Here is a 16,248-nt window from a genome sequence, read left to right as displayed (position 1 = left end):
TTCCTTATTGTGCTACTTGGTTACGCCAGGCGGTCAGTACATCGCTGCGGGTGACCAGGCCAAGAAAACGCGCGTTGTCAGCGATCACCGCCACCAGACCGCGATCGAGAATGGCCTGCAGTTCGCTCTCTGGCGCACGCTTATCGAGAGTTTCAACATGGCGGCTCATCGCTTCGCTGACCGGCAGGGAGAAGCGTTGGCGATCGCCCTGTACGTGGCGGATCAAATCCCACTCATCGACGATGCCGACCACGCGGCCATCCTCCAGAACCGGCAGCTGGGAGATGTCATACAGCCGCATGCGGGTAAAGACCGCGGCCAGGGTGTCGTCCGGCGCGGCCGTGACGGTAGCGCCTTCGTCATGGCGCAGGGCGATAAAATCACTGAGATCGCCCTGTTCGGGGCGGGCGATTAGCCCTTGCTGGCGCATCCAGTCGTCGTTGAACATTTTTGACAGGTATTTATTGCCGCTGTCGCAGGCGAAGGTCACCACCCGCTTCGGACGGCTTTGCGCCCGGCAGTAGCGCAGTGCGGCGCTGAGCAGGGTGCCGGTGGAGGATCCGGCCAGCACACCCTCGACCTGCAGCAGCTGGCGCGCGGTGTGGAACGCTTCGCGGTCGCTGACGCGATAGGCGGTATGCACCCCCTCCAGCCTGGCCAGCGGCGGGATGAAATCTTCTCCAATCCCTTCGACCAGCCAGGATCCCGTTTCGCCGTAGCGTCCGGTATCAACCTGATCGGCAAGGATCGAGCCCGCCGGATCGGCGAGGATAAATTCCGTTTTCGGCGAGTGTTCTGCAAACCAGGCCTGAAGCCCGCCCAGCGTGCCGCCAGAGCCAACGCCGACGACGATGGCGTCGATGTCGCCCTCCAGCTGCTGGAAAAGTTCTGGCGCGGTGGAGGTCGCGTGCGCCAGCGGATTAGCGTCGTTGTTAAACTGGTCGATATAAAAAGCCCCCGGCGTTTCATCGGCAAGGCGGCGGGCATAATCCTGGTAATAGGCCGGGTGACCTTTATTGACGTCGGAACGGGTGAGCAGCACCGTCGCGCCCAGCGCCCGCAGGTGAAAGATTTTCTCGCGGCTCATTTTGTCCGGCACCACCAGGATCAGGCGGTAATTTTTCTGCGCCGCGATCAGCGCCAGGCCGAGGCCGGTATTGCCGGCAGTGGCTTCGATAATTGTCCCGCCGGGCGCCAGTTTGCCCTGACGCTCGGCTTCGTTAATCATCGACAGCGCAACCCGATCTTTAATTGATCCGCCCGGGTTCTGATTTTCCAGTTTTAAAAACAGACTGCAGGGCCCGGTATCCAGTTTGTGCAACTGGAGCAGGGGAGTATGACCGATCAGGTCGCTCACGGAATGAAACAGTGACATAACCATTTACCCACTCGTTTAAGATATTTTTGCATGGTAGGTCTGTGAAATCGGTAATTTAAAGAACATTTATCTGTCATTTAGCGCAAAATGGAATATAAGATGCTGTTCAGCCATCCGGAGGGAAAGCAGGGTAGCCGCCTGGGCGGATCGATTGCCAGAAAAGGGCGTTTTTAGCCGCTTTTAACGACAGAATGGCGATTTGAATCAGCGGGTTATCTGATATTTGAAAATGTATTTGCGAAAAGATTCTATGGGGAGAGGCGGTCTGCGCTGGCCGTTAAGTGGCAGCTGGCTCACCAGGAGAAAAGTGCAGCAGAGAAATCACGGGTTAGCGATGTTCGATGAAGAGTCCGGCTACAGAAGAGCAAAAACCCGCCTTGTGGGCGGGTTCTTTAAATAGTGGTGCCGGACTCGGACTAACGCCGCAGGCGTTGAACAGCGCGCGTGTCGCGCTGGCCCCGAAGGGGTGAGCCGCTGTGCGGCGAATAATCGAACGCAGTTCGATGGAGAGTCCGGCTACAGAAAAGCAAAAACCCAGCCATAGGCTGGGTTCTTTAAATAGTGGTGCCCGGACTCGGAATCGAACCAAGGACACGGGGATTTTCAATCCCCTGCTCTACCGACTGAGCTATCCGGGCAACGGGGCGCATTAAACCGTAATCGCCGCGCCTCGTCAACGAAATTTATCTGTTTTGCAGCAGACTGAACAATCTATCACCACATTGCGCTAAAAGCACGCGTCTTCAGGCAAAAAACAGCGTCCAGGCCGCTGAGATCGGCATCGCCAGCACCAGCGCAGGCAGCATATTCACCACGGCAAACATTTTTATTCCGCAGATGCGCAGCCCGGTGGCCACCAGCAGCATACCGCCGACGGCGCTGAAATCCGCCAGCATCATCGGCGTGGTGAGCGGCATAATGATCGCCGCGCAGGCCGCGAGGGTCAGCTGGATAAGTAGCATCGGTACGCTGATGGCGGCGACGGCAATGCCCAGGGTACAAGCGAAAATGGTGGCGGTGAAAAAATCGAGAAACGCTTTGGCAATCAGAATGCTGGCGTCGCCGGTCATCCCTTCGCGCATGGCGCCGAAGACGCCGGTGCCGCTGGCGCAGAACAGGACGATAATCGCCACATAGCTCTGAATATAGGAGTCATGAGCCGAGGCTTTTTTCTTACCCTTCGGCGTCAGCAACTGCTGGAGCTGACTGACCAGCGTATTAATCCCTTTTTCCATATTACAAATTTCGCCGAGCAGCGTTCCCACCAGGGTCGACAGCACCATCACCGGCAAATTGGCGCATTTGATCACCAGTAAAATGCCGATGCCTAATGACGCCAGACCAAAAATTGAGGTCATGGATGTGCGGATCCGTTCCGGCAACCGCTGGCTGAGTAAGGCGCCTAACACGCCGCCGACCAGCACCGCGCTGGCATTAATAAAAGGTCCTGTAACCACGCTGACTCCTGTTAAATATCCCTGATAACCGAATGATTATGACGTTAACCCGCCGTGAAAGCTTGTGTATCCGTGATATAAGTGCATACGGTTTTCATCTTGCGCCTGTCGGGGAAAGGTGCCATGATTGCGCGAATTTTCTCCTCCCTGATATGAGGCCGCCGATGACGACACTGCCATTACCTCGCCAGCGACGCCGCGCACAGATGCGTGGGCTGCCTCATCTTGCTACGCTTACCCCTCTGTTCACCATGCGGTGAAGGACACGTATGCTCACTGTAGGGCAACAGTAAGATCGGACGCGTCTGCTTTTACTGATGTCCGGCGGTCGGAGCTGAATCCGTCAGACCCGGACACATCGTTGGGCAAGGTTTCCCTTGCCTGAGATTTTTACACTCCCGATACGGGCATTTGCGCTTATGAAATCCATGCACATTGCCGCCAGCTGCGAGCTGGTCACCCGCTTGTCCACCCACCGTCGCGTTGTGGCGCTGGACAGTACCGATTTTACCGATGTGGCGGCAGTCGTCATCACCGCGGCGGACAGTCGCAGCGGCATCCTCGCCCTCCTCAGGCGTAGCGGATTTAACCTGCCGGTCTACCTGCTGAGCGAGACGGCGGTCGATAAGCCGGAGGGGGTACAGGCGGTGATCGCCGGTAAAGATCAGGAGTGGCTGGAGCTGGAAGCGGCGGCCTGCGATTATGAAGCGCGTCTGCTGCCGCCGTTTTTCAATACGCTGACCCAGTACGTCGAAATGGATAACAGCACCTTTGCCTGTCCGGGACACCAGCACGGGGCCTTTTTCAAAAAGCATCCCGCAGGCCGCCAGTTCTATGACTTTTTTGGCGAAAACGTCTTTCGCGCCGATATGTGTAACGCCGACGTAAAATTAGGCGATCTGCTGATCCACGAAGGGTCGGCCAAGCACGCGCAGAAGTTCGCCGCGAAGGTCTTTAATGCGGATAAAACCTACTTCGTCCTTAACGGCACCTCGGCGGCCAACAAAGTCGTGACCAACGCGCTGTTGACCCGCGGCGATCTGGTGCTGTTCGATCGCAACAACCACAAGTCAAACCATCACGGGGCGCTGATTCAGGCTGGAGCGACGCCTGTCTATCTTGAAGCCGCGCGCAATCCGTTCGGCTTTATCGGCGGTATTGACGAGCGCTGCTTTGATGAGCGCTACCTGCGGGATCTCATCCGTGAAGCGGCGCCAGAGAAAGCCACGGCCTCTCGCCCGTTTCGTCTGGCGGTGATCCAGCTCGGAACCTATGACGGCACGGTCTATAACGCCCGCCAGGTGGTCGATAAAATCGGCCACCTCTGCGATTACATCCTGTTCGACTCGGCGTGGGTGGGCTATGAGCAGTTTATCCCGATGATGGCCGACTGTTCGCCGCTGCTGCTGGAGCTGACCCCGGACGATCCGGGCATTTTTGTCACCCAGTCCGTTCACAAGCAGCAGGCCGGTTTCTCGCAGACGTCGCAGATCCATAAAAAGGATAACCATCTGCGCGGCCAGGCGCGCTTCTGTCCGCACAAGCGGCTGAATAACGCCTTTATGCTGCATGCCTCTACCAGCCCGTTTTATCCTCTGTTCGCCGCACTGGACGTCAACGCCAAAATCCACGAAGGCGAGAGCGGCCGCCGCCTGTGGGCCGAATGCGTGGCGCTGGGCATCGAGGCGCGCAAAGCGATCATCGCCAATTGCAAGATGATCCAGCCTTTTATTCCGCCGATAGTGGCGGGGCGCCCGTGGCAGGATCACCCGACTGAGGCGATCGCCCGGGAGCGCCGTTTCTTCAGCTTCGAACCGGGCGCGCGCTGGCATGGCTTCGAGGGCTATGCCGACGACCAGTATTTTGTCGACCCGTGCAAGCTGTTGTTGACCACCCCGGGCATCGACGCGGAGAGCGGAGAGTACAGTGAGTTCGGCATCCCGGCGACCATTCTGGCGCATTACCTGCGGGAAAACGGCATCGTGCCTGAGAAGTGCGATCTCAACTCGATTCTGTTCCTGCTGACGCCGGCGGAAAGCGCCGAAAAAATGGCGCAGCTGGTGGCGATGCTGGGGCAGTTTGAACAGCATATTGAAGCGGATACGCCGCTGGCCGATGTGTTGCCGACCATCTATAACAAATATCCGGTGCGTTATCGCGACTATACCCTGCGCGAACTGTGCCAGGAGATGCACGATCTGTACGTCAGCTTTGACGTGAAGAGCCTGCAAAAAGAGATGTTCCGTAAACGGAGCTTCCCGCGGGTGGTGATGAATCCCCAGGATGCCAACCGCGAATTTATCCGCGGCGACGTGGAGCTGGTGCGTCTGAGCGAGGCGGAGGGCCGCGTCGCGGCGGAAGGGGCGCTGCCGTATCCGCCGGGGGTATTATGCGTGGTGCCCGGTGAGGTCTGGGGTGGCGCTGTACTGCGCTATTTCCTTGCGCTGGAAGAGGGGGTTAATATGCTGCCGGGCTTCTCGCCGGAGCTGCAGGGGGTATATAGTGAGACGGATTCGGACGGCATTAAGCGGCTGTATGGCTACGTGCTGAAGGGATAAAAAACGCCCCGCTGAACCGGCGGGGCGTTTTGCTTTTGACGATCACGCGCTCTGCTGCGCGGCGGTCGGTTGTCTGACGTGTTTGTATTTGAACAGCGCCACGAAGGCAAAAGCCAGCACTAGCGAATAGCCGGCGAAAATCAGCCACACGCTCTGCCAGTTAGTGATCCCTTCGACGGTAAAGTGCTCCACCACTTTGCCGCTCACCATGCCACCGAGGATACAGCCGAAGCCGTTGGTCATCATCAGGAACATGCCCTGGGCGCTAGCGCGGATTTCCGGACGCACCTCTTTCTCCACGAACACTGAACCAGAGATGTTGAAGAAGTCGAAAGCGCAGCCGTAGACGATCATCGACAGCACCAGCAGCACGGTGCCGAACGGTGTCGGATCGCCGAAGGCGAACAGGCCGAAGCGCAGCATCCACGCCACGATACTGATAAGCATCACGTTCTTAATGCCGTAGCGGCTGAGGAAGAACGGAATGGTCAGGATAAACAGCGTCTCGGAGATCTGCGAGATCGACATCAGCACCGAGGCGTGTTCGACGATAAAGCTGCCGGCAAACAGCGGATCTTTATCGAAGCTGTGCAGGAAGGTATTACCGAACATGTTGGTGATTTGCAGCTCGGCGCCTAGCATCATCGAGAAGATAAAGAAGATTGCCATGCGCTTGTTTTTAAACAGCGCAAAAGCGTTAAGCCCCAGCATCTCCGTCCAGCTTTGATTACGCTGGGCGTTAGCCACCGGGATCGTCGGCAGCGTCAGGGTGAACAGCGTCAGCAGGACCGACAGCGTCGCGCCAATGTACAGCTGCATATGGCTCAGTTCGAAGCCGGAGAAGCTTACGCCCCACATGGCGAAGATAAAGCCGATGGTGCCCCAGATCCGGATCGGCGGGAAATCGGTGACGATATCCAGCCCCGCCGACTGCAGGCGGTAGTAAGAGATTGTGTTAATCAGCCCCAGCGTCGGCATATAGGCCAGCGAGTTGAGGAGGATCACAAGGAACATCTCGCCCGGCGTGGTGACCTGCGCCGCCAGATACAGCGTCAGCGCGCCCACCAGGTGGCAAGCGGCATACACCCATTTGGCGCTGATCCACTTATCGGCGACGATGCCGAGCAGCGTCGGCATCAACACCGCGGCGATACCGAGCGAGCTATACACTGCGCCGATAGCCGCGCCATCAAACTTCAGCGTGACAAACATGTATGAGCCAAGCGTGGTGAGCCAGCTCCCCCAAAGGCAGAACTGCAGGAACGACAGTATTTTGAGCTGCAGCTTAAGATTCATGTAGTTATCCTCACGAATGTGGGCTTGTTATGTTTTTAAAATAACATTAATCCCGTTATTTTGATGCGATTCTATCATTCACCAGCTGAAGGCTTCTGTTAACTGCCGCAGAAAACCGAAAGATATTCCACAGTATGACGTAGAAAGAAAGCGGCCTCAGCGCGTGGCTGAGGCCGGTGTCAGGAGGGGGGTTATTTACGGCGGTAGCTTTTCTGCGCCGTGTTAACTTTATACAGATAGCGGCGCGATTCCGCCGACGGATGACGGGTGGTCAGCGTCTGGTAGACGTCACCTGGCGCCATGCTGTTGATGATATTGGCCGCCTGGACTTTATCGCTGGAGAAGACCCGCAGCACGCTGCCGGCGCCGCCGTTATAGGCGGTGATCACCGCGTAGCGACGCGAGGTGGGGTTATCGATGCCAGCAAGGTAGACATTGTTCAGCATCGCCAGGTAGGCAGTACCGGTGTCAATGTTATTCGCCGGGTCGAACAGATAGCTGCGGCTTGGCAGGCCCGATTTACCCTGGGAACGGAAGACGTCTCTGCCGGCGCTGTGCTGGACTACCTGCATCAGCCCCATGGCGTCGGCATGGCTGACCGCATAAGGGTTAAAGGAGGATTCGGTCTGCATAATCGCGAGGATCAGCGACTCATCAACCCCATACTTACGCGAGGCCTGACGCACCATGCCGAGGTATTTATGCGCACGTTTGTCGAGGTGGTTCGGCACCAGGTTGATGGTGATGCTGTAGACCACGCGCAGGCCGTTGTTGCGGCTCTTCAGGCGGGTTTGCAGCAGATAGTCGGCAAAGCGCGCGGCGCGCCACTCCCAACGAATTGATGCCCCGGTGTTATCCACCACCTGGCCATAGAGGAACGGCTCTTTGGAGATCTGAATGTCATCGACATCGGAATAGAGGTCGATGGAGTTGGGGTCATCGCCCATCAGCAGGGTTTTGACGATCGCCTGGCGCAGTCGTCCGCGCGGATCGGTGCCGGCGATGGTCTCGACGGTGATCGTCCCTTCATCAAAGTTGATGTGGCTGCGGGTTTGATACTGGTCGGTGTATTTGACGTAGTCCTTCGGCCCGGCGAGCAGGACTTCGTTGTACCCCCAAATGTTCTCGATGTTGTGGGCAAACTGGCCCATCAGGATATCAAAACCGTTGGTATCCTTGACCCAGGCCTCGTTGTATTCGGCGCCTTTTTTATTGGAGCTGGAACACGAAACGAGCAACGGCGCAATCAGCGCGAGCGCTAAGTATTTTTTCATCATTCCGGGCGTGCGTGTTGTGTTTGTTTTTAAAAGGCCGCAGGGCCCTTACTGTTTTTCCGGCGGCGTATAGCCTTCGATGTGCACATCTTTCCCTTCAAACAGGAACTGCACCATTTCCTGCTCCAGCAGCTTGCGGTGCTCCGGGTTCATCATGCTGAGCTTTTTCTCGTTGATCAGCATGGTCTGCTTGTGCTGCCACTGCGCCCAGGCTTCTTTGGAGATTTCGTTGTAAATGCGCTTCCCGAGTTCGCCCGGATACAGCTGAAAATCCTGGCCGTCCGCTTCACGCTGCAGGAAGGTACAAAAAATGGTTCTGCTCATAATCAATCCTCTTTGATAGCCGAAAATTTATACCGGCGTTCCGGCTTTTAACTGTTGCAACAAGCGCTCCACGGGGGCCGCCAGACCGACCGACGGCGGCTGCGCTAAGTTATACCAGAGTGCGTTGCCTTCATCCATGCATGCGCCAGATGAGTGCACTGTAAGCCACATCGGCACAATATCCAGGTGGAAATGGCTGAAAGTGTGGCGAAAAGCGGTGAGCTGCGTCAGATTATCGGCCTTAATCTGGCGCTGTGCCAGCCACTCGCGCAGGCCCGCTTCGTCGGCAAACTGCGGAAAACAGAACAATCCGCCCCACAGACCCACCGGCGGACGTTGGGCGAGAAACACCTCGTCACCGTGCTGCATCAGAAGAAAATAGCCGGTGCGTTCCGGAATGGTCTGCTTCGGTTTTTTGCCCGGATATTCTGCCCATGAATGATTGGCGTAGGCCACGCAGCCGTTGCTCAGCGGGCACAGTTCGCACTTCGGCTTCGAGCGGGTGCAAACCATCGCCCCGAGATCCATCATCGCCTGGTTAAAACGCTCCACTCCCTTCGCCGGCGTGACCGCTTCGCTGATCTCCCACAGCCGTTTTTCCACCTCTTTTTTCCCCGGCCAGCCGCTGACAGCATAGCAGCGGGCGAGCACGCGCTTCACGTTGCCGTCGAGAATCGGATAATGCTGACCGAGCGAAAGCGATAAAATGGCCCCCGCCGTTGAGCGCCCGACGCCGGGAAGCGCCGCCACTTCGTCAAAGGTCTGCGGGAATTCGCCGCCGTGCTGCGTCGCCACCTGCTGCGCCGCTTTGTGTAAGTTGCGCGCCCGCGCGTAATAACCCAGTCCGGTCCACAGATGCAGCACTTCATCCAGCGGCGCGTTGGCGAGATCGACCACCGTAGGGAAACGCGCCATAAAGCGTTCAAAATAGGGGATAACCGTGGTCACCTGGGTTTGTTGCAACATCACTTCGGAGAGCCATACTTTGTAGGGCGTCTTGGCGATTTGCCAGGGCAGGGTTTTACGCCCGTATTTGTCGTACCAGTCCAGGACCTGGGCTGAAAATTGCGTGGCGAGAAAAGTCAAAGCTACGGCTCCGGGATCGCGATTACAGGGGGGCAGATTGCAGCATAAGGGCGAGTGGCTGTAAACCCTTGCATCCGCCGGGTAACTTTGGATAATGCCCGTTTTCCGAACACATTCACAAGCAGACCAAACTTTTATGAAAAACGACGTCATTTCTCCGGAATTCGATGAAAACGGTCGCCCGCTGCGCCGTATTCGTAGCTTCGTCCGTCGCCAGGGCCGCCTGACGAAAGGGCAGCAGCATGCGCTGGATAACATTTGGCCGGTGATGGGCGTTGAATTCAACGATGCGCCGCTCGATTTCGCCGCCCTGTTTGGCCGCGAAGCGCCGGTCACCCTCGAAATTGGCTTCGGGATGGGCGCCTCGCTGGTGGCGATGGCAAAAGCCAAACCGGAACAGAATTTCCTCGGCATCGAAGTGCACTCCCCGGGCGTCGGCGCCTGTCTGGCCTCGGCCGAAGAAGAAGGTGTGCAAAACCTGCGCGTGATGTGTCACGATGCGGTGGAAGTGCTGCACACTATGATTCCGGATAACTCGCTGAATATGGTGCAGCTGTTTTTCCCTGACCCGTGGCATAAAGCGCGCCATAATAAACGTCGTATCGTACAGCCGCCTTTCGCCGAGCTGGTGAAAAGTAAACTGAAGCTCGGCGGCGTCTTCCATATGGCGACCGACTGGGAAGCCTATGCCGTCCATATGCTGGAAGTGATGTCCTCGCTGGAAGGGTATCGTAACCAGTCGGCAAGCAACGATTACGTACCGCGCCCGGAATCGCGCCCGGTAACCAAATTTGAACAGCGTGGCCATCGTCTCGGCCACGGCGTATGGGACTTAATGTTCGAGAGGGTGAAATAATGGCCAAGAATCGTAGCCGTCGTCTGCGTAAAAAAATGCATATCGACGAGTTTCAGGAGTTAGGCTTCTCCGTCGCCTGGCGTTTCCCGGAAGGGACCAGTGAAGAGCAGATCGACCAGACGGTCAACGATCTGATCGAAGAGGTGATTGAGCCGAACAAGCTGGCCTTTGACGGCAGCGGCTATCTCTCCTGGGAGGGGCTGATCTGCATGCAGGAGATCGGTAAATGCACCGAAGAGCATCAGGCCATCGTGCGCAAATGGCTGGAAGCGCGTAAGTTAGAGGATGTGCGCACCAGCGAACTTTTTGACGTCTGGTGGGACTAAGTTTGACAAGGGTCGGCAACTGCCGGCCCGTTTTGTCTTAAGGGAGTTTTATGATGCGTAAAACGCTGCTGGCGGTGGCGCTCTCCGTCACCGCTTTGTCTGCCCATGCGGACTACCAGTGTAGCGTCACGCCGCGTGACGATGTGATCCTCACCCCTCAGCAGGTACAGGTGAAAGGGGAAAACGGCAATCTGGTGATCAAACCGGACGGCAACCTGACCTTTAACGGCAAGGCTTATGCGCTCAGCGCCGCCCAGCGCGAACAGGCGCAGGATTACCAGGCCAGTCTGCGTAGCAGCCTGCCGTGGATTGACGAAGGCGCGCGTTCGCGAGTCGAAAAAGGCCGCAAGGCGCTGGATAAAATCATTACCGAACAGGTCGGCGCCAATAGCAGTATGCACGGTCGTCTGACCAAGCTGGACGCGCAGCTGAAAGAACAGATGAACCGCATCATTGAGCGCCGCAGCGATGGCCTGACCTTCCACTATAAAGCCATCGACCAGGTGCGCGCCGACGGCCAGCAGCTGGTAAATCAGGCGATGGGCGGCATTTTGCAGGACAGCATTAACGAGATGGGGGCGAAAGCGGTGCTCAAAGGCGGCGGCAACCCGCTGCAGGGCATTCTCGGCAGCCTCGGCGGTCTGCAAACCGCTATCCAGGATGAGTGGAAAAACCAGGAGGCCGATTTCCAGCAGTTTGGTAAAGACGTCTGCAGCCGGGTGGTCTCCCTTGAGGACAGCCGCAAAGCGCTGGTTGGCTCGTTAAAATAGCTTGATTTCGCTACCTGCGCCCGCAGGTAGCGACGACGCTCAGGCGATCACATCAGCCCCAGCAGCTGTGGAATAAACAGCGAGATCGGCGGGATATAAACAATCATCATCAGCGCGATCAGCAGGGCGGCGTAGAACGGCAGCAACGGTTTGATGAGCTGCTGAATTTTCACACCTGAAATGGAGCAGCCGACAAACAGCGCGCTGCCAACCGGCGGGGTCAGCAGGCCGATGCACAGGTTAGCGACCATCATGATGCCGAAATGAACCGGATTCATGCCCAAATCCTCAGCAATGGGCAGAAATATCGGCGTGAAAATCAGCACCGCTGGGGTCATATCCATAAAAATGCCGACGATTAGCAGCACAATGTTAATCAGCAGCAGGATCACCACCGGGTTTTCCGACACTCCCATTAGCGCATCGCTTATCATGTAGGGAATATCGGCATTGGTCATCGCCCACGACATGCCGACCGAAAAGCCAATCAGCAGCAGAACGATAGAGGTCATCACCACCGACTCCAGAATCAGCTGCGGCAGATCGCGCCATTTGACTTCACGATAGATCAGCACCGAGAGAATAAAGGTGTAGACCACGGCGATGGCGGACGCCTCAGTGGCGGTGAAAATACCGCCGAGGATCCCGCCCATCACAATAATGACCAGCAGCAGGCTGGGTAGGGCGTCGAAAAAAGCCTTTGCCGCCTGGGCACAGGTCGGCCGTTCGGAAACCGGATAGCCGCGGCGTTTAGCGATGCAGCCGCAGACCAGCATGATGGACAGACCCATCAGAATGCCCGGCAGATAACCGGCCATAAACAGCGAGGCGACCGAGACGCCGCCGGCTGTCAGGGAAAAAACGATCAGCACGTTTGACGGCGGAATAAGCAGACCCGTGATGCAGGATGAGACGTTTACCGCTGTGGAAAAGGTCGGATCGTAGCCTTTTTGCCTCTGAATGGGATTCAGCGTCCCGCCTACCGCCGCGGCGGCCGCGACGGCTGAACCGGAAATCGAGCCGAACATCATATTGGCCAGCACGTTAACGTGCCCCAGCGATCCGGGCACTCGCCCAACCATCACCTGCGCCAGATTGATTAAGCGTATTGCAATCCCGCCGCTGTTCATCAGGGTTCCGGCAAAGATAAAAAAGGGGATGGCCAGCAGCGCGAAGTTATCAAGCCCGTTCGCCAGGCGTTGAGACACGGTTATCACCGCGATATCCCAGGGAAACATCAGCAGCATCGAGCCAACGGTAGCGATACCGATGGCGAAGGAGATGGGAACGCCGATAAAAACCAGAATAAAGAAAACGCCAAATAGCGTCAGTGCAATAGCGCTATCCATGAGTTGCTCCTTCTTCTGCATGTTTCATGGCTTTCAGGCCGTTACTGATAAAACACAATGCGTAAAACATCATCATGATGCCGGTGAGGGGCAGGATCAGATACACGTAGCCCATGGGGATCTGCATCGCGGCTGAGACCTGGGCGGTCGACAGCGTTTTTGCAATCAGTTTTACGCCGCCGGTCACAATCACTGCGCCGGCAAACAGCAGGATCAGCAGGTTAATAATGACGCTGAACAGCGCCTGCCTGCGGGGAGAGAGCGTCATGGTGAGTAAATCAATCGCCAGGTGACGCTGGGCGCCGACGGTGTAGGCCGCGCCCAGTAGCCCGACCCAGATCATTAAGAAGCGCGCCAGCTCATCGGTCAGGGTGCTTGGCTGGTTAAGCACGTAGCGGCTGAATACCTGCCAGACGACGCAGACAACCAGCGCAATCATAACAGCGACAGAGAAGGCGGCGATGGTGCGGTCCACCGCCAGCTTGATGCGGTTAAGTATCATCGTTGATTTCCTGGTGAAGACGGGCCAGCGGCTGGCCCGTTAATGGTTATTCCGCGGCAGCTTCAAATTTGGCCAGCAGGGCGGCCTGAGCAGGATCTTTTTTAAAGTCATCGAATAGCGGCTGCACGGCGGCGCGGAACGGCGCTTTATCCACTTTGATAATTTCGCCCCCCATGGCTTTGGCCTGCGCGCGGGTATCGGCGTCGATTTTCCGCCACAGCTGTTGCTGAAAAACCTCTGACGCTTTCGCCGCTTTGATCAGGATTTGTTGCTGATCCGGCGTCAGCTTGTCCCAGGTTTTACTGGAGATAACGAGGAAATCAGGGATGGAGGCATGCTCATCTTCAGAGAATACTTTCGCGATTTCGATATGGCGCGTCTGCACCCAGGAGGGAACGTTATTCTCCGCGCCGTCCACCACCCCCTGCTGCATGGCGGTATAAACTTCACCAAAGGAGATGGGGGTTGGGGAACCGCCCATTAATTCGACCATTTTTAACGTTGTCGGACTGGCCTGAACGCGGATCTTCAGTCCTTTTAAATCTTCCGGCCTGGTGATGGGCTTTTTTGCATAAAAACTTCTCGTCCCGGCGACATAAGCGGAAAGGGCAAAAAATCCTTTCTCTTTCGTCGAGTTCATTATTTCTTTACCCACCTCGCCGAAGACCACGTTATTGAAGTGGTTCTGGTCGTTAAACAAGAATGGTAAATTATATATGGCGTAAATATTATCGAAAGATTCCAGATCGCTGGCGGAACCTTTGGTCATATCCAGCGCGCCATTTTGTAATAACTCCATGGTCTCGCGAGCGCTGCCCATCTGACTACTGGGGTAAATGCGAATCTTCATCTTACCGTCAGAAAGCTGGTTTACCTCTTTGGACATCTCCTCAAACGCCTGATGCACCACATGGCTGCGCTCAAGGTTATGCGCCAGTTTTAATGTTATTTTTTCAGCCGCGACGGCACCTGCAGAGAGTAGGGCCAGTAAAGCTATACCTACCAGAGAACGAGAAAAAGGATATTTTTTCATGAGTTGGCTCCATGCACTTGGGGTAATGGGTCAATATCTTAAGCATCATGCTTTATTTCTGTATGACATATTATCTTTGTTGTCGTACATCTTTAAGCTGCCTGACTCACACTTTCTGGCAATGAGGTAATGAAATAACCGATCTTATTGAAGGATTGATATTTGGTTTGTATTAATTAATGCAAATTAATTTGAGAGTGGAATATTTAATAACAATGGAACAGATGTAATGAGGTATATATGGCGGAGGAATCGAGTGATTCCCATTCCCGAAATATTGCTGCCGGGAATGGGATGACGATATTTATTCGCTGAGGAATAGTTCGAGAAGAGAATTTAAAAACAGCTTTCCATGCTCGGTAATCTGCCAGTTCTGCTCGTCTTCCTGCAGATAGCCGTGGGCTATCGCCGCGTCCAGCTGCGGACGGATCGCCGCTTCATCAAGACCGGTATAACGGCGGAATTCCGCGCGCGGCGCGGCCTCCAGCAGGCGAAAACGGTTCATAAAGAACTCAAACGGTTTATCCGCCTCTTCCACATCATGCTGGCGTTCGAGGTAGCGGCCTTCCATATAGCCGCGCGGGTGGCGGGTTTTGGCGGTACGCAGGATGCGCCCGTCCGGGAAGGTTATCTTGCCGTGCGCGCCGCAGCCGATGCCGAGATAGTCGCCAAAGCGCCAGTAGTTGAGATTGTGCTGACACTGATAGCCCGCTTTGGCGTAAGCGGAAGTCTCGTACTGCTGGTAGCCGGCGGCGCTCAGCAGCTGATGTCCCTGCTCAAAAATATCCCATAGCGCGTCGTCATCCGGCAGCACCGGCGGCCGGGAACCGAACAAGGTGTTCGGCTCAATGGTCAGCTGGTACCACGAGAGATGCGGCGGGTTGAGAGCAATGGCCTGACGCAGATCGTCCAGCGCCTCCTCCAGCGACTGGTCCGGCAAACCGTGCATCAGGTCGAGATTGAAACTGCGCAAGCCCAGGCCGCTGGCGAGGCGTGCCGCGCGTTTGGCCTCTTCCGGGCCGTGGATCCGCCCCAGCCGCTGCAGCTTTGGTTCGCTAAAGCTTTGTACGCCGATAGAGATGCGATTCACCCCGGCGCGCTGGTAATCAACGAAGCGATCGGCCTCCACGGTGCCCGGGTTGGCTTCCATGGTGATTTCCGCCCCGGCGGCCAGCGGCAGGCAGGCGCGGACGCCATCGAGCAGGGTTTGCATGGCCGGGCCTGACAGCAGGCTCGGCGTACCGCCGCCGATAAAAATGGTGCCTATTTCCCGTCCCTGGGCATACTGCGCATCGGCCCGCAGATCGTTCAGCAGATGCTGGACGTAGTCATCGTGCGGCACCTCGCCTTTCAGTGCATGCGAATTAAAGTCGCAGTACGGGCATTTTTGCACGCACCAGGGAATATGAATATAGAGACTCAGCGGTGGCAAATTAGCCATTACGTAATGCTTCCAGTAACAGTTTAAGCGCCTGTCCGCGATGGGAAATGGCGCTCTTTTCTTCACGGCTCAGTTCGGCCGCGGTTTTTCCCTCTGACGGGACGAAGAAAATCGGGTCGTAGCCGAAGCCGCCATGACCTGCGGCTTCCCGGGCGATCACCCCAGGCCAGCTGCCGTGGCACACCAGCGGCGTGGGATCCTCGGCATGGCGTAGATAGACCAGTACACAGTGGAACTGCGCCTGGCGTTGGTCGTCCGGCACGTCCTGCAGGGCGTCGAGCAGTTTCTCAAGATTCTGCTGGTCGCTGGCGTCGACGCCGGCATAGCGGGCGGAGTAGATGCCTGGCGCGCCGCCAAGGGCATCGACGGCCAGACCGGAATCGTCGGCGATAGCCGGCAGGCCGGTGATCTGCGCCGCATGACGCGCTTTCAGAATCGCGTTTTCAATGAAGGTCAGACCGGTCTCTTCCGCAGACTCGACGCCGAGCTCGGTCTGAGCGACGATATCGAGACCAAAATCTTCCAGCAGCGAGGCCAGTTCGCGCACTTTACCGGCGTTGCCGGTAGCGAGGACGACTTTTTGCATGATGAATCCTGT

General features: G+C 56.6%; 15 protein-coding genes and 1 tRNA gene. 4 read left to right on the top strand and 12 right to left on the bottom strand.

The window, feature by feature from the left end; all coding sequences use genetic code 11:
- Positions 1-4: 4 nt before the first annotated feature.
- The 3 genes from GQR96_RS21080 to GQR96_RS21070 form a co-directional block, all read right to left on the bottom strand.
- Positions 5-1,381, bottom strand: coding sequence for a pyridoxal-phosphate dependent enzyme (locus tag GQR96_RS21080; RefSeq protein ID WP_072500772.1), 1,377 nt, complete (start codon positions 1,379-1,381; stop codon positions 5-7).
- Positions 1,382-1,940: 559 nt separating this feature from the next.
- Positions 1,941-2,016, bottom strand: a tRNA-Phe gene (locus tag GQR96_RS21075).
- A gap of 105 nt (positions 2,017-2,121) precedes the next feature.
- The gene (locus tag GQR96_RS21070; protein WP_004205197.1) at positions 2,122-2,835 is read right to left on the bottom strand and encodes a DUF554 domain-containing protein; all 714 of its coding nucleotides are present in this window, start codon (positions 2,833-2,835) and stop codon (positions 2,122-2,124) included.
- A gap of 419 nt (positions 2,836-3,254) precedes the next feature.
- On the opposite strand from GQR96_RS21070, the gene GQR96_RS21065 reads away from it, so the two are divergent.
- Positions 3,255-5,393: an ornithine decarboxylase gene (locus GQR96_RS21065; RefSeq protein WP_017899763.1), complete on the top strand. Its 2,139-nt coding sequence runs from the start codon at positions 3,255-3,257 to the stop codon at positions 5,391-5,393.
- Positions 5,394-5,435: 42 nt separating this feature from the next.
- Here GQR96_RS21065 and GQR96_RS21060 read toward each other — a convergent pair whose 3' ends face one another.
- From GQR96_RS21060 to mutY, 4 genes are all read right to left on the bottom strand, one after another.
- Entirely contained in the window at positions 5,436-6,689 is a 1,254-nt protein-coding gene (locus GQR96_RS21060) for a nucleoside permease (protein WP_023319141.1), read from the bottom strand.
- 191 nt (positions 6,690-6,880) lie between these two features.
- Complete coding sequence (gene mltC, locus GQR96_RS21055; RefSeq protein ID WP_002916629.1) at positions 6,881-7,963, bottom strand: membrane-bound lytic murein transglycosylase MltC; 1,083 nt, start codon at positions 7,961-7,963, stop codon at positions 6,881-6,883.
- A gap of 48 nt (positions 7,964-8,011) precedes the next feature.
- On the bottom strand, positions 8,012-8,287 hold the full coding sequence (locus tag GQR96_RS21050; protein ID WP_004105744.1) for an oxidative damage protection protein: 276 nt from the start codon (positions 8,285-8,287) through the stop codon (positions 8,012-8,014).
- 27 nt (positions 8,288-8,314) lie between these two features.
- Positions 8,315-9,373, bottom strand: a complete 1,059-nt coding sequence (gene mutY / locus GQR96_RS21045) for an A/G-specific adenine glycosylase (protein WP_017899765.1) — start codon at positions 9,371-9,373, stop codon at positions 8,315-8,317.
- Positions 9,374-9,509: 136 nt separating this feature from the next.
- Here mutY and trmB point away from each other — a divergent pair, with 136 nt between their 5' ends.
- From trmB to GQR96_RS21030, 3 genes are read left to right on the top strand one after another with little or no spacing between them, the layout of a single operon-like run.
- Positions 9,510-10,229 carry a tRNA (guanosine(46)-N7)-methyltransferase TrmB gene (trmB, locus tag GQR96_RS21040; protein WP_004205192.1) on the top strand — a complete coding sequence of 240 codons (720 nt, stop codon included), beginning with the start codon at positions 9,510-9,512 and terminating at the stop codon, positions 10,227-10,229.
- The gene (locus GQR96_RS21035; protein ID WP_002916620.1) at positions 10,229-10,555 is read left to right on the top strand and encodes a YggL family protein; all 327 of its coding nucleotides are present in this window, start codon (positions 10,229-10,231) and stop codon (positions 10,553-10,555) included. Before trmB ends, GQR96_RS21035 begins: the two co-directional genes overlap by 1 nt.
- 50 nt (positions 10,556-10,605) lie before the next feature.
- Positions 10,606-11,325, top strand: coding sequence for a YggN family protein (locus tag GQR96_RS21030; RefSeq protein ID WP_004205190.1), 720 nt, complete (start codon positions 10,606-10,608; stop codon positions 11,323-11,325).
- A gap of 47 nt (positions 11,326-11,372) precedes the next feature.
- On the opposite strand, the gene GQR96_RS21025 is transcribed toward GQR96_RS21030, so the two are convergent.
- The 5 genes from GQR96_RS21025 to GQR96_RS21005 form a co-directional block, all read right to left on the bottom strand.
- Entirely contained in the window at positions 11,373-12,674 is a 1,302-nt protein-coding gene (locus GQR96_RS21025) for a TRAP transporter large permease (protein WP_048295591.1), read from the bottom strand.
- Positions 12,667-13,176: a TRAP transporter small permease gene (locus GQR96_RS21020; RefSeq protein ID WP_023319137.1), complete on the bottom strand. Its 510-nt coding sequence runs from the start codon at positions 13,174-13,176 to the stop codon at positions 12,667-12,669. The genes GQR96_RS21025 and GQR96_RS21020 overlap by 8 nt, the downstream gene beginning before the upstream one ends.
- Positions 13,177-13,222: 46 nt before the next feature.
- Positions 13,223-14,209 (bottom strand): TRAP transporter substrate-binding protein, encoded by a 987-nt coding sequence (locus GQR96_RS21015; protein ID WP_048295589.1) that lies wholly within the window; start codon positions 14,207-14,209, stop codon positions 13,223-13,225.
- Between the two features lie 304 nt (positions 14,210-14,513).
- Entirely contained in the window at positions 14,514-15,650 is a 1,137-nt protein-coding gene (gene hemW, locus GQR96_RS21010; protein WP_053809959.1) for a radical SAM family heme chaperone HemW, read from the bottom strand.
- Positions 15,643-16,236, bottom strand: coding sequence for an XTP/dITP diphosphatase (locus GQR96_RS21005; RefSeq protein WP_049092317.1), 594 nt, complete (start codon positions 16,234-16,236; stop codon positions 15,643-15,645). Before GQR96_RS21005 ends, hemW begins: the two co-directional genes overlap by 8 nt.
- Positions 16,237-16,248 lie beyond the last annotated feature (12 nt).

The organism is Klebsiella sp. PCX, assembly GCF_021869705.1.
GTDB classification, from domain to species: domain Bacteria; phylum Pseudomonadota; class Gammaproteobacteria; order Enterobacterales; family Enterobacteriaceae; genus Klebsiella; species Klebsiella quasipneumoniae.
This window is presented reverse-complemented; position numbering and strand designations above follow the sequence as displayed.